Here is a 26941-nt window from a genome sequence, read left to right on the forward strand (position 1 = left end):
AACCGGATCGACACGGCTTTCACGGGATTCTCAGATTTCCCTGACGTTCTTCTAACGTCCGGCAAACGGATCGCACAGTCCGTGCCCCGAGCATCACGGGCATGGAGTCCCCCAGAGCCACCCCAGGATCCCGGCGGGCCCGCCGCCGTGCCCGGCCCCGGCGCCGGGCTCTGCTCTACATCTCCCTCGCGACGGTCGCCGTCCTCGGCGTCACCGCGGCGGGGACCGTGTACGTGAAGGCGCACGCCCGCGACGGCGGCCCCGTATCCTCGGCTGCGTCGCCGACGCCCTCCGCCCCTTCGTCTTCTTCCTCTTCCTCTTCATCGGCCTCGGCGAACGGGGAGGCATCGGTGGAACCCGTGACGGAGCCGGCCGTGGACCGGGACGCGCTGCTGAGCACGGCGATGGAGACGGTGACCGTGCCGTCCGGGGCGAAGGTGTCGGCGGCCGTCCTCGATCTGGACTCCGGTGACAGCGCGGCCTACGGCGAGGCCGCGTTCGACACCGCGAGCATCGTCAAGGTCGACATCCTGGCGACGCTGCTGCTCCAGGCGCAGGACGCGGGGCGGCATCTGACGGCGACGGAGAAGGCGTACGCCACGAAGATGATCCAGAACAGCGACAACACGTCCGCGTCGGAGCTGTGGGACACCATCGGCAAGGCGGCGGGCCTGGACACGGCGAACAAGCGCTTCGGGCTGACGGACACCGAGGGCGGCGACGGCGCGCTGTGGGGGCTGACCCAGACCACGGCGGCGGACCAACTCACCCTGCTTCAGCAGGTGTTCGGGGACGACTCGAAGCTGAGCGAGGCCTCGCGGTCGTATCTTCAGGGCCTGATGAAGACGGTCGAGTCCGACCAGCGGTGGGGGGTCTCGGCCGCCGCGGACGGTTCGGGGTTCGCGCTGAAGAACGGGTGGCTGGCGCGGAGTTCGACCGGACTGTGGGATGTCAACAGCATCGGGCGGGTGACGGTGGCAGGGACCGACTATCTGGTCGCGGTGCTGTCCAAGGGGACGGTGAGCCAGGCGAAGGGGATCTCGCTGGTGGAGGCGGCGGCGAAGGCGGCGGTGCGTTCCTTCACGGCCGCCGATTCGTCCGCGTCTGCTTCGGCTTCGCAGTAGCCCGTCTGCTTCGGCTTCGCAGTAGGGGGAGGGTGCGACGGTTCGCGGGCGGGTGCGGGTCCGGTGGGGGCCGTCGCGCAGTTCCCCGCGTCCCTAAAGGGGGCGCCTGCCGTCAGGGCGTCTCCAAAGCAGGGGCGATTCGGAGAGACCGGCGGCGGCGCCACAACACTCCCGCGGCCACCAGCAGCACCCCGCCCGCGCCACCCGCCAACGGCGCCGCCCAGTCCGTCGCGCCCGTCGCCTTCTCCGCCGTGTCCGGGCCCGGGCCGAAGTACTTCTTGCCGTATGACGCCGACGTGAGGCCCTGTGTCTTCAGCTTGGCCGCGTCCTTGATCGCCGCCGCCGGGTCGATCATGCCGAAGCCCCGGGAGTCGTCACGGCCACCGGACGGGGCGTCGCGGGCCGTGTCCTCCAGGAGCTTCTTGATCTGGGCCGGGGTGAGGCCGGGATGGGCGGCCTTGATCAGGGCGACGGCGCCCGACACGAAGGCGGAGGCGGCGCTGGTGCCCCACCCCTCGTAGTACTTGTGGTCCGGGTCGGCGATGACGATGTCGACGCCGGGTGCGCTGACCGTGGCGTACCAGCGGCGGGTGGAGAAGGCGGCACGGGTGCCGAACTTGTCCACCGCGGTCGCGGCGATGACACCCGGATAGGCGGCCGGGTAGGAGATGTGGTCGCCCTTGTCGCCGCCGTTGCCGGCCGAGGCGACGACCACGACGTCCTTCTTCAGGGCGTACTGGATGGCCTCGTCCTCGCTGGGCTCGGGGTGCGCGGAGTCGGAGTCGTCGCCGAGGGAGAGGTTGATGACGTCGGCGCCGTGGTCGGCGGCCCAGCGGATGCCCTCGGCGAGGGCGTCGCCCCGGCTGGAGCGGGCCTTGCCGCGGGCGCTGTCGCCGTCCTCGAGTATGACCCGGACGGGCAGGATCTTGGCCTCCGGGGCGACCCCCATCACGCCGTCGTCGTTGCCGATCCCGTGGCCGTGACCGGCGATGATGCCGGCCATGGCGGTGCCGTGCCGGGCCCAGGTGCGCTCGCCGGGCTTGGCGCCGAAGCCGATCATGTCCTTGGCGGTGAGGACGTTGCCGACCAGGTCGGGGTGGTCGGCCTCGACACCGGTGTCCAGAACGGCGACGGTGACGCCCTTGCCCTTGGTGGTCCCCCAGGCCTCGTCGAGGTGCAGGGCGGACAGGCCCCACTGCTGGGCGCGGATGCCGTCGGCGTAGGCGGTCGTGGACGGCAGGAGGGCGAGCGAGCCGGCGAGCAGCAGGCTCACCGCGGCCCCGGTCGTGCGGCGCTTCATGAGGGCTTCTCCGTTGCCGGGCCTGCGGTGTTCTGCCGCAGTCGCCGTTCGATGCGGTCTGCCAGGCCCTGGGCCTCGTTGCCGAGGCCGGCCTGGGCCGCGGCCGTGGTGGCGCCGGACGCCTCCGCATCGGCGGCGGACTGCGGGGTGTCCACGGTACGGCCGTCGGCCCAGCCGGAGACGGCGTAGGCGACGACCGGGGCGTCGGTGAGCACGGAGATCGTCCAGGAGGCGCGCTGGTGTCGGCCGAACCGCTCGGCGGCGGTGCCCTTCGCGGCGTACGGGAGGGGCATCAGGTCGGTACGGCGGTCCAGGTGCTCGTCCTCGAACCGCTTGGCGAGGGCGGTCATCCCGGCCGGGTCGGCCTTGGTGAACAGCAGCCCCACGGTCGTCACGTAGCTCTGGGTGGCGTCGGTGTAGGTGGCCCGGATCAGGCGCTGGCAGCCGACGGGGGCGAGTGCCTTGCGCAGCAGCGGATCGAAGGCGCCGGCACAGCCGGTGGCGGGGGCGACGGCGATCCGTGTCCAGGTGCGGTCGGCTCCGCCGGGGCCGGCGCCTGTGCCCAGCACGGTGGGCGGGAAGAGTTCGTCGACGGGCACGTTGTGCCACAGGCCGGCGGCCGCGCTGAAGCTGCTCGCCGCCGCCACGTCACCGTCGTCGTCGATGATCCAGCTTCCGGTCACCGCACCGCCGATGAGGCCCAGGCCGAGCACCATGCAGGCGGCGGCAGCGGCGGTACGGGGCGCCACCCGACGGACCAACGAGCGCCCCCAGCCCCGCTCGTCGTACCCCTCGGGCTCGCCGAACGTGACAACGGGCCGGTTGCCGCCCGGAGTTCCCGCGGCGGCGGTCCAGGACATCGCGGGGTCCGGCAACGGGCCGGGGCCGTGCGGCGAGGAGGCGGTGTCACGGGACGGCGGGGCGACGCCGGGGTCCGGGGGTGTGGTGGGCCGGGGCGGGAGCGGCGGGGCGGTCGGCTTGGGGGGCTTCGCCGGGCTGGGCGGCGGGGTCGTCGGCTGGGGGGGCTTCGCCGGGGTGGGCGGCGGGGCCGTCGTCCTCGGAGGCGTCGTGGGGCGCGGCGGGGCCGTCGGCATCGGAAACGTCCGCATGTGCGGGCTCCAGGCGCTCCCCGACTCCGGCGTACCGAAGGACGCCGGGAAGTCACCGCGCGACCGCTCGGACCGCTTGGCCCCGGGCACGCCGGAGGAACCTCGGGCCGTCTCGCCGGCGGCGCCGCTCCGCCCGTCCGGCGACGCCTCCGGCTCCTCCGCGGCACGGGCAGGACGAAGCGAGGCGGTCGACTCGGCGGACTCCGGACGCCGGGCCGACCGACCGGGCCCGTACGGCGGCCGGGACTGCACACCGGGGCCGCCCTCCCTTCCGGGAGGCGCCGACCGTTCGTTTTGGCGATCCCCTCCGGGCGTCACCGGCGATTCGGTCCGGCGGGCCTCCGGGCCCGGAGACCCGGACGACCCGGACCGGCCGCTCTCCCACCCGGAAGCCCCGGACGGTGCGACGCCGCCACCCTCCCGGCCCGGGGACACGAACGACTCGGACCGCCGGTCCTCACGACCGGCCGACACGGACGACCCGGACCGGCCGCTCTCCCACCCGGAAGCCCCGGACGGTGCGACGCCGCCACCCTCCCGGCCCGGGGGCGCGGACGGCGCGGACCGGCCGGTCTGTCCGGCGAAGGTGGCAGACGGTGTGGTGCGGTCGGTTTCCCCGGTGGAGGTGGTGGGTGGGGTGTCCGGGAAGCGGGCCGAGGCGGGGGGTGGGGGCGTGGTGGGCGGACTCTGCGGGGGGCGGAGGTCGGGATAGCGGGGGCGTGTGATGCGTTCGGCGGACGCCGGGCGGCCGCCCGCCCTGTCCCCCGCCCCCTGCTCGCCCTGCGCCACCGCACCGCCCCGACTCGTCCGGTCCTCACGACCCTGCTGCACGCCGGGCCGTCCCGGCAGCCGGTCCTGCCCCGGGGTGTCGGCCCTACTGGTGGATACGTCGGACCCGTGCGACCAGTTCACTCGGTTCGGCCGGTCGAAGAACCCCGGGCCGTCGGCCCGGCCGGTCGCCTCGGCCGCACCGCTCCCCGGCCCGGCGCCGTCGGCCCCGCCGTCGGCGGCCTGCGCGGGATCGGGCGAAGGGCGTCGCGGGATCGGGGCGTGCCGCGCTTCCGTGCTCATACGCCCCCGTTTCCTCGTGCCCGGGCCAACTCCGTGTACGGGCCGGCGTGCTCCCCGGCGCGACAGACGTCCGCCCCCGGGCACGCATACCCGCACCCGCGGATCCGCATCCCGGCGCCGGTCAGGCGGCCGGGCCGTTCCGCCGTACGTGCGCGTCACTCTACGGGTTGTCCGAGGGCGAACGGGAACCAGTCCACGGCCCCGGGGCATCTGCCCGTATCGTCCCCCTACCCTGCGGTAATCCTGTCTGGCAGGCTGCGTTCATGACTGCGCGCGCCGCCGACCGGGCCCGTTACGACCGGGCCACCGCCCCTCTGGACGCCCCTCTCGCGATCGTCGACCTGGAGGCCTTCGACGCCAACGCGGACGATCTCGTGCGCCGGGCCGGCGGCAAGCCGGTACGGGTCGCGAGCAAGTCCGTACGCTGCCGGCACCTGCTGGAACGGGTCCTCGCGAAGGACGGCTTCGCCGGGATCATGTCCTTCACGCTCGCGGAGTCGCTGTGGCTCGCGCGCTCGGGGTTCGAGGACATCCTGCTGGCCTACCCGTCCGCCGACCGGGCGCGGTTCGCCGAGCTGGCCGCCGACCCCAAGCTGGCCGCCGCCGTGACGGTGATGATCGACGATCCGGCGCATCTCGACCTGATCGACGCGGCCCGCTCCGGCGGCAGCGAAGTAATCCGGGTCTGCCTGGAGTTGGACACCTCGCTGAAGCTGCTCGGCGGCCGGGTGCGGGTCGGGGCCCGGCGTTCGCCGCTGTACTCCCCCGGCCAGCTCGCCGACCTGGCGCGGATCGTGGCCCGGCGGCCGGGCTTCGAGCTGGTCGGGATCATGGCGTACGAGGGGCACATCGCCGGGGTCGGGGACCGGGTCGCCGGCCGGCCGCTGCGCTCCCGCGCGGTCCGGCTGATGCAGGCCACCGCCCGCCGTGAGCTGGCCGAGCGGCGCGCCGCGGTGGTGCGGGCGGTCCGGGCGGTGGCGCCGGACCTGGAGTTCGTCAACGGCGGCGGCACGGGCAGTGTGCAGACCACGGCGGCGGAGGACGCGGTCACCGAGATAGCCGCCGGGTCGGGCCTGTACGTGCCCCGGCTCTTCGACAACTACACGTCGTTCACCGGCCGGCCGGCCGCCCTGTTCGCCATGCCGGTGGTACGGCGGCCCGGTGTCGGGGTCGTCACCGTCCTCGGCGGCGGCTACCCGGCCTCGGGCGCCGCGGGCCCCGACCGGCTGCCGGTGCCGTACCTGCCGCAGGGGCTGTCGTACGACCCGCAGGAGGGCCCCGGCGAGGTCCAGACCCCGCTGCTCGGCTCGGCGGCGGACGACCTGCTCATCGGCGACAAGGTGTGGTTCCGGCACGCCAAGGCGGGCGAGCTGTGCGAGCGGTTCGCCGAGCTGCACCTGGTCGAGGGCGACCGGGTGACGGCGACCGTGCCGACGTACCGCGGGGAAGGTCACACCTTCCTCTGACTTTTTCCTCTAACCCGCCGGTTTCCGGTCCACCGGGCGGATGCCGCTGGTGATCGCGTCCATGTCGGACAGCGGCGGTCCGTCCGGGCCGGCGTCGAAGACGAACCGGACGACGACCGGGGCCGGGATGCCGGTGCGGGAGGGGAAGGCGAGGGACTGGACGTAGCCGCCGGGTCCCTCGGCCGTCCTGACCCGCCAGCGCACCAGGTATCCGTCGCCGCCGGCGACCGCGACCCGCCCGGCCTTGACGACCTGGTGGGCACGGATGCCGCCGAAGGGCCGCCGGCCGCCGGGATCGCGGCCGTAGGCCGTCTCGGCCGCGTCCGGTACGTCCCGTTCGGCGACGGTGCGCGCGGAGGTGCCGTCGGCGCTGCCCGCCGTACGGCTGAGGACCTCGCCGTGCCGGCACCGGCCGGTGTCGGCCGGGCAGTCGTAGGTGCCGTCGGTGGTCATCACGACGTCGTCCTGGGCGAGGTGCGAGGGGCTGGTCCAGCCGGTCGGGACCGGCAGGGCGATGCCGTTGAGCTGGTCGACCACGAGGGACGGCGGCGGTGGGCCGGTGGGGGCGGTGTTGATCGTGGGGTCCGTGCCGGCGCGCAGCCCGTCGGTGCGGAGCACGGTCGCGCCGCCGGCGATCGCCGTCGCCAGCACGGCCCCGGCGGATATCAGCGCGACCGCCTTGGCGCGTCCGGATGCCCCGGCCGCCGTCGGGGTCGGCGGCGCGGGGAGGCCGGACGGGGTGCGCCGGTGCGCGGTCCAGGTCCTGCCGTCCCACCAGCGCTCCAGGTGCGGGGCCTGTGGGTCGCAGTACCAGCCGGGCGGCGTCATGCTCACTCCCGCACTGTAGGACGGGAGTTGGGGCGGCTCCTACAGGGGTGTGACGTACGCCCCGGAGATCCCGCCGTCCACCAGGAAGTCGCTGGCGTTGACGAACGAGGAGTCGTCGCTGGCCAGGAACGCGACGGCGGCGGCGATCTCCTCGGCCTCGGCGAACCGGCCGAGCGGAATGTGGACGAGGCGGCGGGCGGCCCGCTCGGGGTCCTTGGCGAACAGCTCCTGCAGAAGCGGGGTGTTGACCGGTCCCGGGCACAGCGCGTTGACGCGGATGCCCTCGCGGGCGAACTGGACGCCCAGTTCGCGGGACATGGCCAGAACTCCACCCTTGGACGCGGTGTACGAGATCTGTGAGGTGGCCGCGCCCATCCGGGCCACGAAGGACGCGGTGTTGATGATGGAGCCCTTGCCTTGGCGCCGCATGTAGGGGATGGCGGCCTTGCAGCACAGGTAGACGGAGGTGAGGTTGACCTCCTGGACCCGCTTCCAGGCCTCCAGGCCGGTCTCCAGGATGGAGTCGTCGTCGGGCGGCGAGATGCCGGCGTTGTTGAAGGCGATGTCGACGCTGCCGTAGGTGTCGTAGGCCGTCTGGAAGAGGGCCTCGACCTGTTCGGCGTCGGTGACGTCGACCTTCACGAAGAGCCCGCCGACCTCCTCGGCGGCGGCCTTGCCGCGGGTGTCGTCGACATCGCCGCAGACCACGTGCGCGCCCTCGGAGGCGAGCCGCCGTGCGGTGGCGAGGCCGATGCCGCTGCCGGCTCCGGTGATGACGGCGGTGCGGCCGACGAGTCGGCGGCAGACGATGTCAGGGGTCTCAGCGGTCACTGTGCGGGGCCCTCCGTGCTGATGAAGACGTTCTTGGTCTCGGTGAAGGCGGTGAGCGCGTCCGGGCCGAGCTCGCGGCCGATCCCCGACTGCTTGTAGCCGCCGAAGGGGGTCCAGTAGCGGACGCTGGAGTGGGAGTTGACGGACAGGTTGCCGGCCTTGACGGCCTGGGAGACGCGCAGGGCGCGGCCGACGTCACGGGTCCACAGGGAGCCGGAGAGGCCGTAGTCGGTGTCGTTGGCGATGCGGATCGCGTCGGCCTCGTCGTCGAAGGGGATGACGGCGGCGACGGGTCCGAAGACCTCCTCGACGGCCACCCGCGCGTGCGGGTCGACGCCGGTGAGGACGGTCGGCGGGAACCAGAAGCCGGGGCCCTCGGGGGCCTTGCCCCGGATGCCGGGCGCGTCGGGGTCGACGTACGAACGGACGCGGTCCAGCTGGGACCTGGAGATCAGCGGGCCCATGTCGGTCTTCTCGTCGGCCGGGTCGCCGACGGTGACGGACTCGATCGCGGGGGCTAGGAGTTCCAGGAGGCGGTCGTGGACGGGCCGTTGGACGAGGATGCGGGTGCGGGCGCAGCAGTCCTGCCCGGAGTTGTCCAGGAAGGACATGGGGGCGGCGGCCGCGGCGGCCTCGATGTCGGCGTCGGCGAAGACGATGTTGGGGCTCTTGCCGCCGAGTTCGAGGGTCACGCGCTTCACCTGGTCGGCGCAGAGCGCCATGATGTGCTTGCCGACGCGGGTGGAGCCGGTGAACACGATCTTGGCGACGCCGGGGTGGCGGACCAGGGCCTCGCCGGCGATGTCGCCCCGGCCTGGCAGCACCTGGAAGAGGTGCTCGGGGAGGCCCGCCGCCAGGGCGAGTTCGGCGAGGCGGAGTGCGGTCAGGGGGGTGGTCTCGGCGGGTTTCAGGAGCACCGCGTTGCCGGCCGCGAGGGCGGGGGCGGTCCCCCAGGCCGCGATGGGCATGGGGAAGTTCCAGGGGGCGATCACGCCGACGACCCCGAGGGGCTCGAGGAGGGTGATGTCGAGGCCGCCGGGCACCGGGATCTGGCGCCCGGTCAGCCGCTCCACTCCGCCGGCCGCGTAGTCGAGCAGGTCCCGGACGTTGCCCGCCTCCCAGCGGGCGTTGCCGACGGTGTGCCCGGCCTCGCGGACCTCCAGCTGGGCGAGTTCTTCGCGGTGTTCGTCGACGGTTGCGGCGAACCGGCGCAGCAGCCGGGCCCGTTCGCCGGGCGCGAGCGCGGCCCACCGCTCCTGAGCCTGCGCGGCCCGTCGTACGGCGGTGTCGACGTCCTGCTCCACGGCCCCCTGGACGGTCGCGATCACCTCCTCCGTGGCCGGGTTGACGATGTCGAGTTCGTACGGTTGCGACAAGGCGTGCCTCACATGCGTTCGAAGGAGCGGCGCAGCTCCCAGTCGGTCACCGCGGCGTCGAAGGCGGCCAGCTCGACGCGGGCCATGTTGCGGTAGTGCGCGACGACCTCGTCGCCGAAGGCGGCCCTGGCGATGGGGCTGTTCTCCCAGAGTTCGGCGGCCTCCCGGAGCGTGGTCGGGACGTGCGCGAAGTCGGCGGTGTAGGCGTTGCCGGGGCAGGGCTCGGGGAGTTCGAGCTTCTGCTCGACGCCGTACAGCCCGGCCGCGACCAGTCCGGCGACGGCGAGGTGCGGGTTGACGTCGCCGCCGGGCAGCCGGTTCTCGAAGCGCAGGGAGCGGCCGTGGCCGACGACTCTCAGTGCGCAGGTGCGGTTGTCGTGGCCCCAGGCGACCGCGGTCGGGGCGAAGGAGCCCGGCTGGAACCGCTTGTAGCTGTTGATGTTGGGCGCGTAGAGGAGCGAGAAGTCACGGAGGGCGGCGAGCTGTCCGGCGAGGAAGTGCCGCATGACCTCGGACATGCCGCCCTCGGCGGCGAAGACGTTGGCGCCGTCCGGGTCCGTCAACGACAGGTGGATGTGGCAGGAGTTGCCCTCCCGCTCGTTGTACTTGGCCATGAAGGTGAGGGAGACGCCCTCCTGGGCGGCGATCTCCTTGGCGCCGGTCTTGTAGATCGCGTGCTGGTCGCAGGTGACGAGGGCCTCGTCGTACCGGAAGACGATCTCGTGCTGGCCCGGGTTGCACTCGCCCTTGGCGGACTCGACGGTGAGGCCGGCGGCGGCCATCTCGTTGCGGATCCGGCGCAGCAGCGGCTCGATCCGGCCGGTCCCCAGCACCGAGTAGTCGATGTTGTACTGGTTGGCCGGGGTCAGCCCGCGGTAGTTGGCGTCCCAGGCAGCCTCGTACGTGTCCTTGAACACGATGAACTCCAGCTCCGTACCGACCTGTGCGGTGTAGCCGAGTTCGGCGAGGCGCTCCAGCTGGCGGCGGAGGATCTGCCGGGGCGCGGCGACGACCGGGGAGCCGTCGTTCCAGGCGAGGTCGGCGATGAGCATGGCGGTGCCCGCGTTCCAGGGCACCCGGCGGAGGGTGGCGAGGTCGGGGTGCATGGCGAAGTCGCCGTAGCCGCGGTCCCAGGAGGACATGGCGTAGCCGTCGACCGTGTTCATCTCGGGGTCGACGGCGAGCAGGTAGTTGCAGCCCTCGGTGCCGTGGCGCAGGACCTCGTCGAGGAAGAAGCGGGCGGCGAACCGCTTTCCCTGCAGGCGCCCTTGCATGTCGGGGAAGGCCAGGACGACAGTGTCGATCTCACCGCTCGCGACGAGGGTGTGCAGTTCCTCGACGCTGAGCGGGGGTGTGCGGTCTGCCACGGGAGGACTCCTTGGGCTTCATCGCGCTGCTGCGGCCGGGCCGGGAGTTCTAAGGTATTGGCGAGAACCATTGCTTGGGAAGGGGGTACGGCCATATGTCGCTGGATGCGGACGGCGCCCTCGACGACCCGTTGACGCCGGTACTGCGACCGGTACGGGCGGGCAACGGCTTCGAGGAGGCGCTGGAGCAGATCCTCCAGGTCGTCCGGCTGGGCCTGGTTCCGGGCGGCGAGCGGCTGCCCGCCGAGCGGGAGCTGGCGGAGCGGCTGGGGATCAGCCGGGTGACGCTGCGCGAGGTGCTGAAGGTACTCCAGGACCAGGGCCTGGTGGAGTCCCGGCGCGGGCGGTATGGCGGAACGTTCGTGCTGCCGCGCGCCGACGCCGGCGGCGAGGACGAGCTGCGGCGCCGGATCGCCGAGGTCGACATCGAGGACGTGCTGCGCTTCCGCGAGATCCTCGAGGTGGGCGCGGCCGGACTGTGCGCGGCGCACGGGCTGTCGGGGGACCAGGCGGACCGTCTGCGCGACGCCCTGGCCCGCACCCACGAGGCGCCGCTCGCGGACTACCGCCGCCTGGACACCCTGCTCCACCTCACGATCGCCGAACTGTGCGGCTCGCCGTCCCTGACCGCCCAGTACGCGGCGGTCCGGGCGACCGTCAACGACCTGCTCGACTGCATCCCGCTCCTGGTCCGCAACCTGGAGCACTCGCAGCGCCAGCACATCGCCCTGGTGGAGGCGGTCCTGGACGGGGACGCGGACGGCGCCCGGGAGATGATGCGGGAGCACTGCGCGGGGACGGCCGCTCTGCTCCGGGGCTTCCTGGCGTAACGGCCGGTCGCCGTGCCATAAAGGTGTGGACGTACACCTTTGAGGGAGGGTCCATGGCCGGACGGCCGCTGATCGGCGTGAGCACATACCTGGAGGCCGGGGCGCGCTGGGGCGTCTGGGAGCTGGAGGCGGCCCTGCTGCCGGCCGGCTACCCACGTCTGGTCCAGCGGGCGGGCGGCCTGGCCGCGCTGCTGCCGCCGGACGGCCCGGAGCACGCGGCGGCGACGGTGGCCCGCCTGGACGGACTGGTGATCGCGGGCGGCCCGGACGTGGAGCCGGTCCGCTACGGCGCCGAACCCGACCCCCGCACCGGCCGCCCCGCCCGCGACCGGGACGCCTGGGAGCTGGCCCTGATCGACGCGGCGCTGACGGCGGGCACGCCGCTGCTCGGAATCTGCCGGGGCATGCAGCTCCTGAACGTCGCCCTCGGCGGCACCCTCGTCCAGCACATAGACGGCCACGCGGAGGTGCCGGGCGTCTTCGGCAGCCACGAGGTGAAGCCGGTTCCCGGAACGCGGTACGCCGACACGGTCCCGGAGGAGACCGCCGTCCCCACCTTCCACCACCAGGCGGTGGACCGCCTCGGCACCGGCCTGCTGGCCTCGGCCCACGCGGCCGACGGCACGATCGAGGCGATCGAACTCGCCGCCGGCCACGGCTGGGTGCTCGGAGTGCAGTGGCACCCCGAGATGGGCGAGGACCTGCGGGTGATGCGGGCACTGATCACAGCCGCGACCTGAGCCAGGCCGGCGCCGCGTCGCCGGTGTTTTCGGACCGCTCCTCCTCGGCTGACCGAGTCGGGTGCCGGGTAGGCCGAGGTTCCTCAGGTCCGGGTCAGGGACAGCAGTTCGCGGGCCGGGCCGGTCGGGCGGTGGCCGGTCGGCCAGACCGCTCTCAGATCGCGCCGTAGTGCGATGCCCTCCACCGGGATGCTCACCAGGCGCCGCGTGGCCAGTTCCTCGCCCACGGCCAGTTCGCTCAGGACCGCCGGACCCGCGCCGCTGACCGCCGACGCCTTCACCGCCGTCGTCGACGACAGCTCGATCAGCGGGCGGGCCAGGCCGCCCAGCGCCGCGTCGAGGACCTGGCGGGTGCCGGAGCCGCGTTCACGGAGGATCAGGGGGGTCGCCGCCAGTTCCTCGGCCGCCAGCGGGCGCCGGCGGCGGGCCCACGGGTGCGCGGGGGCCGTCACCACGATCAGGCGGTCGTGGGCTATCACCGTCGAGTCCAGGCCCTGCGGAACCGTCAGCCCCTCCACGAAGCCCAGGTCCGCCTCGTCCGCGAGCAGCCGTTCGGCCACCGCCGCCGAGTTGCCCGCGAGCAGGGACACCGCGGTGGCGGGGCGCTGTGCGCGCAGCGCGAGCAGCCAGCCGGGCAGGAGGTACTCGGCGATGGTCATGCTCGCCGCGACCCGCAGGCGCGAGTCCCGTCGGTCCCGCAGTGCCTGCGCCCCCGCGTCGAAGGCCGCCGCCGCCTCCACCACCCGCCGCGCCCAGTCCGTCACCAGCGCCCCCGCGTCGGTGAGCCGCGAGCCGCGAGGTGAGCGGTCGACGAGGGCCACCCCCAGCTGGCGTTCCATCGACCGGATCCGGCTGCTGGCGGCCGGCTGGGTGATGCCGACCTCCCGGGCCGCGGCCCCGAGGCTGCCCAGCCGTGCCACCGCCAGGAGCAGCTCCAGCGCGCCGAGATCCGGCACACGGTGCGCCAGCGTGCCGCCGGCCGCCCGATCCCCCGTCTCGCCCATCGCGCTCATAAGACCAGCTTATGCCCCCATAGACACGGACTCCCTGGTCGCGGCCCCGGGTCGGAGGGACGGTGGGTTCATGGTTACCGCAGTCCGGCATCTCGGCCCCAACTGGTACGCCTCCGTCATGGGCACCGCAGCCCTCGCCCTCGGCGGCGCCGCGCTCGACGTCGACGGCCCGCGCGAGCTGTTCGTCGGCGTCTGGGCACTGTCCGTGCTGCAACTCGTGGTCCTGCTGGCCGCTCGGGCCCTGCACTGGGCCCACCATCCCGACCAGGCCCGTGCGCACCTCCGCGACCCCGCCGTGGCCCCCTTCTACGGCTGCCTCTCCATGGCGCTGCTCGCGGTCGGCGGTGGTGCCCTCGCCCTCGGGCGGGACTGGATCGGCGAGCCCGCGGCCGTGGCCCTCGACGCAGTGCTGTTCGTCGCCGGTACGGCCGTGGGGCTCGCGGCCGCCGTCACCGTGCCGTACCTGCTGGCCGTACGGCATCGGGTCGAGCCCGGTCAGGCCACCCCGGTGTGGCTGCTGCCGCTGGTCGCGCCCATGGTGTCGGCCGCGCTCGGGCCGCGGCTGGTCCCGTATCTGCCACCCGGGCAGCCGCGCGAGACCCTGCTCTACGGCTGCTTCGCGCTCTTCGGGCTGAGCCTGCTGGCCACGCTGCTGATGCTGACGCTCGTCTTCGCCCGGCTGGTCACCCGTGGTCCGCTGCCCCTCGCGCTCACCCCCACGATCTTCCTGCTGCTGGGCCCGCTCGGGCAGTCCACCACCGCGGTGGGTGCCTTCGCGGACGTCGCCTCTGGGGTCGTACCGGCCCCGTACGCCACCGGTTTCGGCCTCCTCGCCGTGCTCTACGGCGTGCCGGTCATGGGGTTCGCGTTGCTGTGGCTGGCGCTGGCGGTCGCGCATGTGGTGCGGGCGCGGCGGCACGGCATGCGGTTCGCCATGACGTGGTGGGCCTTCACCTTCCCGGTGGGGACATGCGTCACGGGCGCCGCCGCGCTGGGCCGGCACACCGGGCTCGCGGTGTGCGACTGGCTGGCGGTGGGGCTGTACGCCCTGCTCGTCGCCGGCTGGCTCGCGGCCGCCGCCGGCACCGTACGCGGACTGCTCAGCGGCGAGCTGCTCGCAGGGCCCCCTCCAGCAGCCGTGCCGCCTCGGCCAGTGAGGGGCCGTACCACGTCAGGTGCCGTCCGCTGACCAGTGCGCACGGCAGGCCGGGGAAGGCCTCCGGACCGTCGCCTGCGCTGAAGCGGTAGGGCTCGTCCGGGAGGACGACCAGGTCCGGCCGGGCGTCGTTCAGTTCCTCGACCGGGATGCGGGGGTACCGCTCGGGGTGGACGGCGTACAGATTCCCGACCCCGAGCCGCTTGAGCACATCCCCCGCGAAGGTGTCCCTGCCGAGGACCATCCACGGCCGCCGCCAGATCGGGACGACCGCGGTGGTACGAGGCTTGGGCACCGGCGTCGACCAGGCCTCCTCGGCCTCGTCCAGCCAGCGCGGGCGGCTGCGCGCGCCGCACGCGGTCAGCACCCGGGCCAGCTCCCGGAAGGCCTGCGGTACCTCCCGTACCTCCGTGACCAGCACCTCCACGCCGGCCGTCCGCAGGGCGTCGAGGTCGGGAGCGCGGTTCTCCTCCTCGTTGGCGATCACCAGGTCGGGGGCGAGGGTGAGGATCCGGTCCAGCTTGGGGTTCTTGGTGCCGCCGACACGGGTGACGTCGAGGCCGGCCGGATGGGTGCACCAGTCGGTGGCACCGACGAGGGCTTCGGGGAGCGTTTCCGCGACCGCCTCGGTGAGCGAGGGGACCAGGGAGACCACGCGCATCAGCGGGGGCGGTCCTGGACCGCCTCGATGTGTTCCGCCACCGCCACCACGATCACCCGGGTGTCCGGGACCGTCGCCCGCCAGCGGTGCCGCACCCCGCCGGTGAGGTAGAGGGTGTCGCCGCGGCCGAGGCGGTAGGCGCGGCCCTCGGCCTCGATCTCCACCGAGCCGTCGGCGACGTACATCAACTCGTCGTTGCGGTGCTGGAATTCACGGCCGGCGTCGTGGTCTCCGGTGAACTCCGACGCGTGCAGTTGATGATGGCCGCGCACCAGGGAGCGCACCTTGCGCGCGAAGTCCGGCTCGGTGGCGTCGGCGCGTACGACGTCCACGCTGCACGCCGGGTCGGCGGCGGCGAGGAGTTCGACGGCCGTGGTGCGCAGGGCGTCGGCGAGCTTCTCCAGGGAGGTGCGGCTGGGCCGGGCCCTGTCGTTCTCGATCTGGCTCAGGAAGGGCACCGACAGGCCACTGCGCTCGGCCACGACGGCGAGGGTGAGCTCCAGCGCACGGCGGCGCCGCCGGACTGCCGCGCCCACCCGCACGGGCTGCTGGTCTTTGTGGTCGCCCATCGCTCCGGCTCCCTCCTTCGCTCGTCGTTCACTCTTCCGGGTGCCCCGCTTCGGCCGGGCCCCTCTGTTCGGTCCTCTGCACCCTACGCATGTTCGGCAAACCGTTTCAGGCGGCCGTCACATCCCCGTCACGTCGGGTGAGCGCGACCCTCACAGTTCGCGCCAGTAGACGAGTTTGCCGGACTCGCCGGGAGCGGACTCCTCCTTCGGGATGAAGACGCTGACCAGGAGGGCCGGACGGCCGTCGGGGTCGGTGAGCCGCGTGGCCGACGATTGGCTAAGGCGCCGCTGCCGCCGGGGGTGCGCAGGTGGAGCCGGTCGGCCCGGCCGGAGGCGGGATCGTAGACGTAGGCCGACCAGCTGCCGAAATCGCGCAGGCGCTGGCCCTTGATCAGGACGAGGGGGTGCCCCATCAGTTCAATGCGTGAGCGGTCCCCGATGTTCCCGGCCGTGCCCCAGGCCGGCAGGGCCAGGTCGGGGCGCTGATCTGCGTGGGCCCGCCAGACGGTGAAGTCCAGCAGGGTGGCGCGGGGTTGGCGGTCGGTGGCGCAGTCGGCGCGGTAGTGGCCGGTGAGTTCCTCGGTGTCGCCGTGGACCGCGGTGATGTCCGGGGTGCCTTCGGCGCAGCGGGACCGGGTACGGGGTGCGTCGAACGCGCGGTCGGCCGCTCCGGTCAGCAGGGCGGTCAGGCTTGGGTGGTGCCGTAGCGCTATGTGGTTGGCCGGATCCTTTTCGTAGGCGATGGCGACCGAGGCCGGGTCCGGACTCGCCTTGGAGAGCTGCGGCACGGCCACCGCGGCCGTCAGCAACAGCAGGAGGGGCAGAAGCCTGCGGATCACGGGCTGCTCACAGGAACGGGCGGAACCGGGGCGTCAGAGAGTACGGTCCCCGGCCCCGCCCGTAGCGGGCCGAAGGAGGTGGGCTTCGGCACACGGACGGTGCGGCGTGGAGCGGCCCCCTCCCCCTCGCTCACTTCCGGATCGGCGCCCACTTGTCGACGAGTTCCGGGTGGCGCTTCAGCCAGGCCCGGACCGCGTCCTGTTCCTTGCCCTGGCCGGCCTTCTGGATCCCGGCCTCCAGGCCGGTGAGTTGTTGCTCCGTCATCGAGAAGTCCTCGAGCCATGTGCCGATCTCGGGGTTGTCCTCGGCGAAGCCCTTGCGGGACAGGGTGTGCACGCCGTCACCGGAACCCCAGGCGCCCTCGGGGTCCTTCAGCTTCTTGAGGTGGTAGTCGCTGTAGGCCCAGTGCGGGGACCACAGGGTGACCAGGATCGGCTGCCGCTTGGCGTAGGCCCGCTTGAGCTCGGCGAGCATGGCGGGCGTGGAGCCGTCGACGACCTGGTAGCCGCCGTCGAGGCCGTACGCCTTCAGAACCTTGGACTTGAGCAGGCCCATCATGCCGGCGCTGGGCTCGATGCCGACGATCTTCCCGCCGAACTCCGAGGCGTGGTTCTTCAGGTCGGCCAGGGAGTTCACGTCCTTCACGTACGACGGGACGGTCAGCTCCAGGGAGGTGGGGCCGTACCAGGAGCCGAGGTCGTCGAGCTGCTTGCCGTACTTCTTCCAGTACTCGGCGTGCGTGGTGGGCAGCCAGGAGTCGGTCTCGAAGTCCAGCTGGCCGGTGGCGAGGCCGGTGTAGAGCGGGCCGGCCGCGTACTGGCTGGTGGTGACCTGGTAGCCGCGTTCCTCCAGGAGTTCCTTCCAGAGGAAGGTGGAGGCGATGCCCTCGTCCCAGGGGATGTATCCGATCTTGATCTCCTTGCCCTGGCCGATGTTCGCGGCGGAGGCCGGGGTGCTGTCGGACGAGGAGCCGAAGATGCCCAGACCGCTCGCGACCAGGGCGAGGACGACCACACCGACGACGGCGACGGCCGGGCGGGGGCGGTAGGTCCAGGGGGTGGGACGGACGTTGGCGGCGGCGCGGCGGCCCAGCGGGGACAGCTGGGTGCCGAGCGCGCTGGTCATGCGGTCGAGGTAGATGGCGAGGACGACGATGCCGACGCCCGCCTCGAAGCCGAAGCCGATGTCGAGCTGGCCGATGGCCTCGTTGACGGCGCCGCCCAGGCCGCCGGTGCCGACCATCCCGGCGATGACGACCATCGACAGGCCCAGCATGATGACCTGGTTGACGCCGGCCATGATGGTCGGCAGCGCGAGCGGCAGCTGGACGCGCAGCAGGGTGTCGCGGGGTGTGGTGCCGAACGCCTCGGCGGCCTCGACCAGTTCGGCGTCCACCTGGCGGATGCCCAGCTCGGTCATGCGGACGCCGGGGGCGAGCGCGAAGATCAGGGTGGCGATCACGCCGGCGGCGGTGCCCAGGCCGAAGAAGAGGATCGCCGGGATGAGCAGCACCATCGACGGCATGGTCTGCAGCAGGTCCAGGACCGGTCGTACGGCCGCGCTGACCGCCCGGGAGCGGGCCGCCCAGATACCCAGCGGCACCGAGATGACCAGCGCGATCACCGTGGCGACCAGGACCAGCGCCAGGGTGGACATCGCGCGGTCCCACAGGTCGAGGGAGTCCACGAGCGCGAAGCCGGCGAAGGCCAGGACGCCCGCGGTCAGTCCGCGCAGCCACCAGGCCAGGACCGCGAGGATGCCTGCCAGCAGCAGGGGTGCGGGGGCGGTGAGGACGCCGTCGATGCCGTCGTACATGCCCTCGACGACCGCGCGGATCGCGTCGAAGAGCCAGGACATGTGCGCGACCAGCCAGTTCACACCGGAGTCGACCCAGTCGCCGAGATGCAGCCTAGGCACGGGCGGTCACCTTCTCTCCGCCGTCGCAGACCACGGGTTCGCCCATGTCCTCCGCGAGGAAACCGACCAGACGCTCCTGCGGTACGACGCCCACGACAGCGTCGTCCCGGTCCAGGACGGCGACCGGGTGGGGCAACCGGGCGCTGAGCGCGCACAGTTCGGTGAACGGGGTGTCGGCGGTCGCGGTGGCGCAGCCGCAGTTCGCCTCGTCGCCGGCCACGCCGGTGTCCATGACGGCGGCGGCGGTCAGCACCCGGGAGCGGTCTACGTCCTGGGTGAAGGAGGCGACGTAGTCGTCGGCGGGGCGCAGCAGGATGTCCTCGGCGGTGCCGGTCTGGACGATGCGCCCGTCGCGCATCACGGCGATGCGGTCGCCCAGGCGCATGGCCTCGTTGAGGTCGTGGGTGATGAAGACGATCGTCTTCTTCAGCGATTTCTGCAGTTCCAGCAGCTGGTCCTGCATGTCGCGGCGGATCAGCGGGTCCAGGGCGCTGAACGACTCGTCCATGAGGAGCAGATCGGCGTCGGTGGCCAGGGCCCGGGCCAGGCCGACACGCTGCTGCATGCCGCCGGACAGCTCGTCGGGCCAGGAGTCCTCCCAGCCGGCCAGTCCGCACAGGGCGAGCGCCTCGTCGGCGCGGTGGACGCGCTCGGCGCGGGGCACGCCCTGCACGGCCAGGCCGTAGGCGGCGTTGTCGCGGACGCTGCGGTGCGGGAAGAGCGCGAAGTGCTGGAAGACCATGCTGATCTTCTTCGAGCGCAGCTCGCGCAGTTCGCGGTCGGTGAGCGCGGTGAGGTCCTGGCCGTCGAAGCGGACCTGTCCCGCGGTCGGTTCCAGCAGGCCGTTGAGCATGCGCAGCAGGGTGGACTTGCCGGAGCCGGACAGGCCCATCACGACGAATATCTCGCCGGGATCGACCCGGAAGGAGGCGTCGATCACGGCGGCGGTGGTGCCGTCGGCGCGCAGCTCCTCCCGGTCGGCTCCCTGACGGAGCCGCTCCACGGCGGTGTCGGGTCGTCTGCCGAAGACTTTGTACAGGTGCTCGGTCTCTAGCCTGGGTGACACGCGAACCTCTCTCGGGGGCGCCAAGCCCCGGAAACGCAGGGCCCGGCACCTCGGGGGCATGAAACAGAAGCCGCCCCTGCCCTGGTCCGCGCAGGTCAAACGCAGAAGTGGGCCAGGTCACGAGCTCTCCACAAGCCCCACTCCGGCACGGGGCCCCGTGACCGTCCGTGCCGTACGGCTGCGGAGCGCCCCGTCGCCGTCAGTGCCGTACGGCATGATGCGAGGCGTGACCGCACGACTGATGCTTCTCGACACCGCCTCGCTGTACTTCCGCGCCTACTTCGGCGTCCCCGACTCGGTGAGGGCGCCGGACGGCACGCCGGTGAACGCCGTGCGCGGGCTGCTGGACTTCATCGACCGGCTGGTCAAGGACCACCGTCCGGACCGGCTGGTGGCCTGTATGGACGCCGACTGGCGGCCGCAGTGGCGGGTCGATCTCATCCCTTCCTACAAGGCCCACCGGGTCGCCGAGGAGCACGCGACGGGACCGGACGAGGAGGAGGTGCCGGACACCCTCTCCCCGCAGGTGCCGGTCATCGAGGAGGTGCTGGACGCGCTCGGCATCGCCCGGGTCGGCGTCGCGGGCTACGAGGCGGACGACGTGATCGGCACGTTCACCGCACGCGCCGACGGCCCGGTCGACATCGTCACCGGCGACCGTGACCTCTACCAGCTGGTGGACGACGAGCGCGGGGTGCGGGTGCTCTACCCGCTCAAGGGTGTCGGCACGCTGCAGATGACGGACGAGGCGTGGCTGCGCGAGAAGTACGGGGTGGACGGAAGCGGGTACGCGGATCTGGCGCTGCTGCGCGGCGACCCGAGCGACGGCCTGCCGGGGGTACCGGGTATCGGTGAGAAGACGGCGGCCAAGCTGCTCGCCGAGTTCGGCGACCTGGCCGGGATCATGGCCGCCGTCGACGACCCGAAGGCCAGGCTCACACCGTCGCAGCGCAAACGGCTGGACGAGGCCCGGCCGTATGTCGCCGTAGCCCCGACGGTGGTCCGGGTCGCCGGGGACGTCCCGCTGCCGGACGTCGACACCGCCCTGCCGAAGGCTCCGCGCGACCCGGCTCAGTTGGACATCCTGGCCGGCCGCTGGGGTCTGGGTGGCTCGCTGAACCGCCTGCTGGTGACACTGGAAGCCTGACCCGGAAGGAATTTTTCCAGCAAAACTCGCTCATGAAGTGTTCATGGAGGAGGTGTTAACGGGGAAGGAGATGCTAACTTAGGCATACCTAACCAATGGAGCAGGGAGGTCGGTCATGGCAGAGCGCCCGGGACGCAAGCCGCGCAAGCCCCATTCCGCCCAGGTGGTGCGCACCGAACGGCTGACCCCGCATATGCAGCGCGTCGTTCTCGGCGGTGACGGACTGGCCGCCTTCGCCGCGGACACCTGCACCGATCATTACGTGAAACTCCTCTTCGGGCCTGAAGGCGTCACCTATCCGGAGCCCTTCGACATGGAGCGGATCCGCGCCGAGTTCCCCCGGGAGCACTGGCCGGTGACCCGGACCTACACGGTGCGTTCCTGGGACGCCGAACACCGCGAGCTGAGCCTGGACTTCGTGGTGCACGGTGACGAGGGCCTGGCCGGCCCCTGGGCGTGCCGCGTCCAGCCCGGCGAGACCGTGCGTTTCATGGGCCCCGGTGGCGCCTACGCCCCGGCCGTGGACGCCGACTGGCATCTGCTCGCCGGCGACGAGAGCGCGCTGCCCGCGATCGCCCGCTCCTTGGAGTCCCTGCCCGCCGGGGCGCAGACCTTCGCCTTCATCGAGGTCTCCGGCCCCGAGGAGGAGCAGAAGATCGACTCCGATGTGGAGGTGGTCTGGCTGCACCGGGGCGCGCGGCCCGTCGGCGAGGCCCTGGTCACGGCCGTACGGGGGTTGGAGTTCCCGAAGGGCCGGGTGCACGCCTTCGTCCACGGCGAGGCGAGCTTCGTGAAGGACCTGCGGGCCCTGCTGCGCGTCGAGCGCCAGATCCCGCGCGAGGACCTGTCGATCTCCGGCTACTGGCGCCTCGGCCACAACGAGGACGGCTGGCAGGCCTCCAAGCGCGACTGGAACGCCCGTATCGAGGCGGAGCAGGAGGGCGGCGGGGCGGCCGCCGCCTGAGACCGCGGGGCCTCGAGACCGCAGAGCCGGTCGAGCCGCGCACCGCTGAGACCGGCGGCACCCGCAGGTGCCGCCGTTCCCGTGTCGGTCACACCGACCGCTGGTACGACCGGAACGTCCTGATCGACAGCCACACGGCCGCGACCGCCAGCGCCAGCAGCGCGCCGCCGCGGCCCAGTACCGCACCCGGGTCGGGATCCGCCGACATCGCCGAACGCCCGGCCACCATCGCCCAGTCGAGCGGATTGAAGTCGGATATGTGCCGCATCCAGCCGGGCATCTGGGACGGCGCCATGAAAGCGCTGGACAGGAAGGTCAGCGGCAGCAGCAGGAAGGTGTTGATCCCGATGATCGACTCCCGCTCCCGCACCAGCATGCCGAGCGCGTTGGACAGTGCCCCGAAGACGGTGCCGAGCAGTACCGCGGCCACCACCAGGACCGCGATGCCCCCGATCCCGCCCGGGTAGTCGGCGCCGCCCAGCAGGCCGAGCAGCACGATGATCAGCGACTGGCCGGCGGTGACCAGGCCGTTGTTCACGACGTTGCCGTTCATCAGCGCGGCCCGGCTGACCGGTGTGGTCAGGAAGCGGTTCAGGGTGCCGCGCTGGATCTCCTCCAGGGTGCCCATGCCCGCCCACATGTTGGAGCTGAGGGCACTCATCACGACCACGCCCGGCACCAGGTAGTCGAGGTAGCTGGTGGTGCCGAAGCCGCCCAGCTCGACGACCTTCTTGAAGAGGTTGCCGAACAGGAACAGCCAGATAACCGGCTGGATCAGGGTGATGACGGCGTACGCGGGCTGGCGGGCGAAGACCAGCAGCTGGCGCTGGGTCATGTACCAGGTCTGGGACAGGGCGTTGCTCATCCGGCACCTCCGGCCAGGGCGAGCGCGTCGGTGGTGTCGGCCTCCGCGTACCGGCGGCCCGCGTAGCGCAGATAGACGTCGTCGAGGGAGGGGCGGGCGACGGTCGCGGCCAGCACGGTCACCCCGGCCCGCTCCAGCGCGGCGAGCAGCGCGGGCATGGCGGCGGCCCCGTCGTCGGCGCGGGCGCTGATCCGGCGGCCGTCGAACAGCGCCTCGTGCACGCCCGTCAGCCCGGCCAGGGCGCCCGTGAGCAGGGTGCGGCCGGCCTCGCCGGGCGCCTCGCGCAGCTCCAGATGCACGGCGTCCCCGCGCAGTTCGCCCTTGAGCGAGTCGGGGGTGCCCTCGACGACGACCCGGCCGCGGTCGACGATCGCGATCCGCTCGGCGAGCCGGTCGGCCTCCTCCAGGTAATGGGTGGTGAGCAGGATGGTCAGGCCCTCCTGGCCGGCCAGCCGGCCGATCTCGTCCCACATCGCGGTGCGGGCCTCGGGGTCGAGGCCGGTGGTGGGCTCGTCGAGGAAGAGCACCTCGGGGCGGTGGACCAGCCCGAGGGCCACGTCGAGGCGGCGCCGCATTCCGCCGGAGTAGCCCTTGACCGGGCGGGCGGCGGCGTCAGTGAGGGTGAAGCGGGCCAGCAGTTCGTCGACCCGGCGGTTCAGGGCCGCTCCGCGCAGGCCGTAGAGCCTGCCCTGGAGCTGGAGGTTCTCCCGGCCGGTGGCGACCGGGTCGGCGCCGGAGTTCTGGGCGACCACGCCGATAGCCCGGCGCACCCGGTCCGGATGGCGCAGCACGTCGTGGCCGGCCACGGTGGCGGTGCCCGAGTCGGGGCGGGCCAGAGTGATGAGGATCTTGACGGTGGTGGACTTGCCGGCGCCGTTGGGTCCGAGGAGCCCGAAGACGGTGCCGGGTTCGACGGTGACGTCCATGCCGTTCAGCGCGGTGACGTCACCGGGGTAGGTCTTGGTCAGCTGGCGCGCCTGCACTGCGGGCGCACGGGTGCTCATGTCGGCTGCTCTCCTGAGGAAATCGCGAATGATCGCGGGTGATCGCGAATGATCCGCGCGATGAGCGCCGGGCTATCCTGGGTGTGCCGCACCTCGATGGCCCGGAGCCGCCGCACGGCGGGTTCGGTTCGGGGTTCGAGACCCCGGCCGGGCTGCTGCAACAGCTCTGCCGGGGTCTGTTCGTCACTGCTTCTGCTCGAACTCGGCCTCCAGCTTCAGGTACTCCTCGGGGATCTCCCCCGTCTCATGGAAGTGCCGCCAGTCCACGACACCCGGGAAGTCGCCCTCCGTCAGCTCCCCCAGGAAGCCGCGCACCCACTCGGCCTGCGCCTCGACCATGTGCAACTGGTACTCGGCCTCGATCACGAAGAGCCGGGGCAGCGTCTCGCGCAGCTTGTCCAGGCCTCCGCGCAGACTCGCGGCCTGTACGTCGAGGACATTGAGCCGCTCTTCCAGCAGCCGGGCGACCTCGTCGGGGTGGAGCGCCCCCATCAGCGACAGCGCCGCCTCGAAGATGGGGTACTCCTTCGCGGGCACGGCGATCAGGTCCGAGAGCCACTCGGCCGCCTCCTCGCGTCCGGCATCGGTGATGCCGTACAGCGTGCGCTCGGGGCGGTTGCCCTGCCGTTCCACGTCGGTGACCTCGACGAAGCCGTGCTTCTCCAGGTTCTGCACGACGGTGTAGAGCGAACCGTAGTTGATCTTCAGACTGGTGTCCTTGCCGCGTCTGCGCAGGGTCTGGGCGATCTCGTACGGGTGCATCGGCCGCTCGACGAGCAGCACCATCACGGCGAGCGCCAAGGGGTTGCCCAGCTTGCGGCGCCTGGTCGCCATCGACACCCACCCCACCCTCTCCGCCCGTCTGCTCGCTCCCGAATATCCGTGACAGAACATATCGCGAGTCGAGCGCGAGTGTCAATGCACACGATGTATCGCGTTTAGCGGTGCGCCGCAAGAGCGTGAGGACTTGGGCCCGCCCCGGACATGCCGGTGTGACGCCGTCGAAACAGCGCGTCCCTAATTTCTGTCGCCCGACAGGAAATCCGCCCGACAGGCAGGTATCGCCGTGACGACCACCGACGACCGCTCCCTGAAGGAGTCCGACGACCACTCCCTGGAGGAGTTCGGCTACCGCCAGGAGCTGCACCGCAGCCTCGGCCGGTACGCCTCGTTCGCCGCCGGGTTCTCCTTCATCTCCGTACTGACGACCGTCTTCCAGTTCTTCGCCTTCGGGTACGCGTTCGGCGGCCCGGTCTTCTTCTGGGCCTGGCCGGCCGTGCTGATCGGCCAGTTGCTGGTGGCCGCCTGCTTCGCCGAGCTCGCCGGGCGCTATCCGATCTCCGGCGCGATCTACCAGTGGTCCTCACGCCTGTCGAACCCGTCGTTCGGCTGGTTCGCGGGCTGGATCATGGTGATCGGGCAGATCGTGGTGGTCGCGGCGGCGGCGCTGGCCCTGCAGATGGTGCTGCCCGCGCTCTGGTCCGGCTTCCAGCTCATCGGCACGGACGCGGCGCCGACCTCGGCCGACGGGGCCGCCAACGCGGCCGTCCTGGGTGTCGTCCTGCTGGTCCTGACCACCCTCGTGAACATCATGGACAACCGCGTGATGTCCGTCGTCAACCGGGTCGGGGTGACCGCCGAGATCATCGGCGCGGTCCTGATCATCGTGCTGCTGCTCACCCACTCCGAGCGCTCCCCCGGCATCACGTTCCACACCGGGACGGCCGCCGAGGGTGGCCTGCTGGGCGCCCTGCTGGTCGGTTCGTTCACGGCCGCGTACGTGATGATCGGCTTCGACAGCGCGGGCGAGATGAGCGAGGAGACGCACCAGCCGCGGCGGACGGCACCGCGCACGATCCTCACGGCGTTGGGGGCGGCGGGGCTGCTGGGCGGGCTGGTCGTCCTCGCCGGCCTGCTGGCCGCGCCGAGCCTGACCGACGGGCGGCTGGGAGTGGACGGGCTGAGTTACGTCCTGACCAGCAGTCTCGGCGACGGCGTGGGGCGGGTGCTGCTGGCCGACGTGGTGGTGGCCATCGCGGTGGCGACGCTGGCGATCCAGACCGCGGCCTCGCGCATGCTGTTCTCCATGGCGCGTGACGGGCAACTGCCGTTCGCCGGCCGGCTGGCGCGGGTGAACCCCCGTACGGGCATGCCGGGGGCACCGGCCGTGGTGGTGGGGGTGCTGGCCGGTGCGCTGCTGCTGCTCAACTTCGCGTCGCCGGACGCGTTCCTGGCGATCGGGACGACGTGCATCGTGATGCTGTATCTGGCGTACGCGATGGTCACCGGGCCGCTGCTGGTGCGGCGGCTGCGGGGGGAGTTCCGTGTCGAGGGGACGGACGAGACCGGGGCGCCGTTGTTCTCGCTGGGACGGTGGGGTGTACCGGTCAACGCGGTCGCGCTGCTGTACGGACTGGTGATGGGCGTGAATCTGGCGTGGCCTCGGGGTGCGGTGTACGACCCCAGTGGGGGGCACTGGTACTTCCGGTGGTTCACCGTGTTGTTCCTGACGGTGACGGTTGCGGTGGGTGCGGTCTGGCGGCTCACCCGGGCGGAGTCCCGAACGGCGGTCGCTGTACCGGAGGCTGTGGCCTAGTCGTTCGACTGCGGGCCGCTCTTGGCTGGTCGCGCAGTTCCGCGCGTCCCTTTCGGGGCGCCCCACTCAGGGTGGCCCTGGAGTGCCCCTTCTCGCCGCACCTCCGCATACGCTGACTGCAATGAGACGTAAGCCCCGCATCCCGCCCTCTCCCCTCCCCCAGCGCCAGGGGGTGGACCCCGTTCGGGTGCGGTTGCCCGTCTCCGAGGACTGGGCCACCGTCGGGGACTACCTCGTGGCGCGGCTCTCCGGAGCCGCGCCCGGAGTCGTGGCGGACATGCTGGCGTCAGGGCTCGTCGTGGGCGTCGACGGACACCCCGTCGCCGCCCGCACGCCCTACACCCCCGGCCTCTGGCTCTGGTTCCACCGCGATCTGCCCCTCGAGGTCCCTGTCCCCTTCGCCCTCGAAGTCGTCCACCGCGACGCCCACCTCGTCGTCGCCGACAAGCCGCACTTCCTCGCCACCACCCCCCGCGGCGGTCACGTCACCGAGACCGCGCTCGCCCGGCTGCGGCGGGAGCTGGGGATTCCCACGCTGGGGGCCGCGCACCGGCTGGACCGCCTCACCGCCGGGCTCGTGCTGTTCACGGTACGGCCCGAGGAACGGGGTGCCTACCAGACGCTGTTCAGCACGCGGCAGGTGCGCAAGGAGTACGAGGCGATCGCGCCGTACGACCCCTCGCTCACCGTCCCCCGGACCGTGCGCAGCCGGATCCTGAAGGAGCGCGGGGTACCGGCGGCGCGGGAGGTCGAGGGGGCACCCAACGCGGAGACGCTCGTCGAACTCATCGAACGCAAAGGCGCGTTGGGCCGGTATCGACTCACCCCGCGCACCGGTCAGACCCATCAACTGCGCGTCCACATGAGCGGGCTGGGCGTGCCGATCCTCGGCGATCCGCTGTATCCCGAGGTGACCGGCCCCGTGCCGGCCGGTGACTTCCGGCGTCCGCTGCAACTGCTGGCGCGGCGGCTGGAGTTCACCGATCCGGTCACGGGGGTGGAGCATCGGCTGCGCAGCGGGCGGACGCTGCGGGCCTGGGAGTCGTACCAGGACTGGGCCGGTCGGCGGGACGGTTAGTGCTGCGACCGGAAAGGTTCACC

Annotated in this window: 24 protein-coding genes; 9 read left to right on the forward strand and 15 right to left on the reverse strand. The window is 72.3% G+C overall.

Annotated features, from left to right (window positions below):
• Positions 1–101: 101 nt before the first annotated feature.
• Positions 102–1124: a serine hydrolase gene (locus tag AB0N16_RS15150; RefSeq protein ID WP_365796725.1), complete on the forward strand. Its 1023-nt coding sequence runs from the start codon at positions 102–104 to the stop codon at positions 1122–1124.
• Between the two features lie 112 nt (positions 1125–1236).
• Here the strand turns inward: AB0N16_RS15150 and mycP are convergent, their stop codons facing one another.
• Positions 1237–2424: a type VII secretion-associated serine protease mycosin gene (gene mycP / locus AB0N16_RS15155; RefSeq protein WP_365796727.1), complete on the reverse strand. Its 1188-nt coding sequence runs from the start codon at positions 2422–2424 to the stop codon at positions 1237–1239.
• Complete coding sequence (locus AB0N16_RS15160) at positions 2421–3533, reverse strand: hypothetical protein (RefSeq protein WP_365796729.1); 1113 nt, start codon at positions 3531–3533, stop codon at positions 2421–2423. Before AB0N16_RS15160 ends, mycP begins: the two co-directional genes overlap by 4 nt.
• Positions 3534–4867: 1334 nt before the next feature.
• Between AB0N16_RS15160 and AB0N16_RS15165 the strand changes: the two genes are divergently transcribed.
• On the forward strand, positions 4868–6070 hold the full coding sequence (locus AB0N16_RS15165; protein ID WP_365796731.1) for an amino acid deaminase/aldolase: 1203 nt from the start codon (positions 4868–4870) through the stop codon (positions 6068–6070).
• A gap of 9 nt (positions 6071–6079) precedes the next feature.
• On the opposite strand, the gene AB0N16_RS15170 is transcribed toward AB0N16_RS15165, so the two are convergent.
• The 4 genes from AB0N16_RS15170 to AB0N16_RS15185 are packed head-to-tail and all read right to left on the reverse strand — an operon-like array spanning position 6080 to position 10472.
• Positions 6080–6898: a DUF2510 domain-containing protein gene (locus AB0N16_RS15170; protein WP_365797125.1), complete on the reverse strand. Its 819-nt coding sequence runs from the start codon at positions 6896–6898 to the stop codon at positions 6080–6082.
• Between the two features lie 39 nt (positions 6899–6937).
• Positions 6938–7729, reverse strand: coding sequence for a 3-oxoacyl-ACP reductase (locus tag AB0N16_RS15175; RefSeq protein WP_362573549.1), 792 nt, complete (start codon positions 7727–7729; stop codon positions 6938–6940).
• Positions 7726–9105: an aldehyde dehydrogenase family protein gene (locus AB0N16_RS15180; protein WP_365796733.1), complete on the reverse strand. Its 1380-nt coding sequence runs from the start codon at positions 9103–9105 to the stop codon at positions 7726–7728. The genes AB0N16_RS15175 and AB0N16_RS15180 overlap by 4 nt, the downstream gene beginning before the upstream one ends.
• A gap of 8 nt (positions 9106–9113) precedes the next feature.
• Positions 9114–10472, reverse strand: coding sequence for a glutamine synthetase family protein (locus tag AB0N16_RS15185; protein WP_365796735.1), 1359 nt, complete (start codon positions 10470–10472; stop codon positions 9114–9116).
• Between the two features lie 95 nt (positions 10473–10567).
• On the opposite strand from AB0N16_RS15185, the gene AB0N16_RS15190 reads away from it, so the two are divergent.
• Together AB0N16_RS15190 and AB0N16_RS15195 are read left to right on the forward strand one after the other, a co-directional pair.
• Positions 10568–11302, forward strand: coding sequence for an FCD domain-containing protein (locus AB0N16_RS15190; RefSeq protein ID WP_365796737.1), 735 nt, complete (start codon positions 10568–10570; stop codon positions 11300–11302).
• 53 nt (positions 11303–11355) lie between these two features.
• Positions 11356–12042 (forward strand): gamma-glutamyl-gamma-aminobutyrate hydrolase family protein, encoded by a 687-nt coding sequence (locus AB0N16_RS15195; protein WP_365796739.1) that lies wholly within the window; start codon positions 11356–11358, stop codon positions 12040–12042.
• A gap of 83 nt (positions 12043–12125) precedes the next feature.
• Here AB0N16_RS15195 and AB0N16_RS15200 read toward each other — a convergent pair whose 3' ends face one another.
• A complete protein-coding gene (locus AB0N16_RS15200) occupies positions 12126–13046 on the reverse strand; it encodes a LysR family transcriptional regulator (protein ID WP_365797127.1) in 921 nt (306 codons plus the stop codon).
• Positions 13047–13125: 79 nt separating this feature from the next.
• Here AB0N16_RS15200 and AB0N16_RS15205 point away from each other — a divergent pair, with 79 nt between their 5' ends.
• Complete coding sequence (locus AB0N16_RS15205; RefSeq protein WP_365796741.1) at positions 13126–14244, forward strand: TDT family transporter; 1119 nt, start codon at positions 13126–13128, stop codon at positions 14242–14244.
• Here the strand turns inward: AB0N16_RS15205 and AB0N16_RS15210 are convergent.
• The 5 genes from AB0N16_RS15210 to AB0N16_RS15230 all read right to left on the reverse strand — a co-directional run bounded on the left by AB0N16_RS15210 (position 14156) and on the right by AB0N16_RS15230 (position 19264).
• Entirely contained in the window at positions 14156–14872 is a 717-nt protein-coding gene (locus AB0N16_RS15210; protein ID WP_365796743.1) for a helical backbone metal receptor, read from the reverse strand. The two genes, AB0N16_RS15205 and AB0N16_RS15210, sit on opposite strands and share 89 nt — an antisense overlap.
• Entirely contained in the window at positions 14872–15441 is a 570-nt protein-coding gene (locus AB0N16_RS15215; protein WP_365796745.1) for an XRE family transcriptional regulator, read from the reverse strand. Before AB0N16_RS15215 ends, AB0N16_RS15210 begins: the two co-directional genes overlap by 1 nt.
• A 128-nt stretch (positions 15442–15569) precedes the next feature.
• A complete protein-coding gene (locus tag AB0N16_RS15220; protein WP_365796747.1) occupies positions 15570–16280 on the reverse strand; it encodes a hypothetical protein in 711 nt (236 codons plus the stop codon).
• 130 nt (positions 16281–16410) lie between these two features.
• Positions 16411–18198, reverse strand: a complete 1788-nt coding sequence (locus tag AB0N16_RS15225; RefSeq protein ID WP_365796749.1) for an ABC transporter permease/substrate binding protein — start codon at positions 18196–18198, stop codon at positions 16411–16413.
• Complete coding sequence (locus AB0N16_RS15230; protein ID WP_365796751.1) at positions 18191–19264, reverse strand: glycine betaine/L-proline ABC transporter ATP-binding protein; 1074 nt, start codon at positions 19262–19264, stop codon at positions 18191–18193. The genes AB0N16_RS15225 and AB0N16_RS15230 overlap by 8 nt, the downstream gene beginning before the upstream one ends.
• 217 nt (positions 19265–19481) lie before the next feature.
• On the opposite strand from AB0N16_RS15230, the gene AB0N16_RS15235 reads away from it, so the two are divergent.
• Together AB0N16_RS15235 and AB0N16_RS15240 are read left to right on the forward strand one after the other, a co-directional pair.
• Complete coding sequence (locus AB0N16_RS15235; protein ID WP_365797129.1) at positions 19482–20411, forward strand: 5'-3' exonuclease; 930 nt, start codon at positions 19482–19484, stop codon at positions 20409–20411.
• Between the two features lie 115 nt (positions 20412–20526).
• Complete coding sequence (locus AB0N16_RS15240) at positions 20527–21375, forward strand: siderophore-interacting protein (protein ID WP_365796753.1); 849 nt, start codon at positions 20527–20529, stop codon at positions 21373–21375.
• 88 nt (positions 21376–21463) lie between these two features.
• On the opposite strand, the gene AB0N16_RS15245 is transcribed toward AB0N16_RS15240, so the two are convergent.
• From AB0N16_RS15245 to AB0N16_RS15255, 3 genes are all read right to left on the reverse strand, one after another.
• Positions 21464–22240 (reverse strand): ABC transporter permease, encoded by a 777-nt coding sequence (locus AB0N16_RS15245; protein WP_365796755.1) that lies wholly within the window; start codon positions 22238–22240, stop codon positions 21464–21466.
• Positions 22237–23244 (reverse strand): ATP-binding cassette domain-containing protein, encoded by a 1008-nt coding sequence (locus AB0N16_RS15250; RefSeq protein WP_365796757.1) that lies wholly within the window; start codon positions 23242–23244, stop codon positions 22237–22239. Before AB0N16_RS15250 ends, AB0N16_RS15245 begins: the two co-directional genes overlap by 4 nt.
• 183 nt (positions 23245–23427) lie before the next feature.
• Positions 23428–24078: a PadR family transcriptional regulator gene (locus tag AB0N16_RS15255; protein ID WP_365796759.1), complete on the reverse strand. Its 651-nt coding sequence runs from the start codon at positions 24076–24078 to the stop codon at positions 23428–23430.
• 232 nt (positions 24079–24310) lie between these two features.
• Here AB0N16_RS15255 and AB0N16_RS15260 point away from each other — a divergent pair, with 232 nt between their 5' ends.
• Together AB0N16_RS15260 and AB0N16_RS15265 are read left to right on the forward strand one after the other, a co-directional pair.
• Positions 24311–25840: an amino acid permease gene (locus AB0N16_RS15260; protein ID WP_365796761.1), complete on the forward strand. Its 1530-nt coding sequence runs from the start codon at positions 24311–24313 to the stop codon at positions 25838–25840.
• Between the two features lie 121 nt (positions 25841–25961).
• The gene (locus AB0N16_RS15265; RefSeq protein ID WP_365796763.1) at positions 25962–26918 is read left to right on the forward strand and encodes an RluA family pseudouridine synthase; all 957 of its coding nucleotides are present in this window, start codon (positions 25962–25964) and stop codon (positions 26916–26918) included.
• Positions 26919–26941: the final 23 nt, after the last annotated feature.

It is taken from the genome of Streptomyces sp. NPDC051105, assembly GCF_040682795.1.
In the GTDB taxonomy this organism is placed as follows: domain Bacteria; phylum Actinomycetota; class Actinomycetes; order Streptomycetales; family Streptomycetaceae; genus Streptomyces.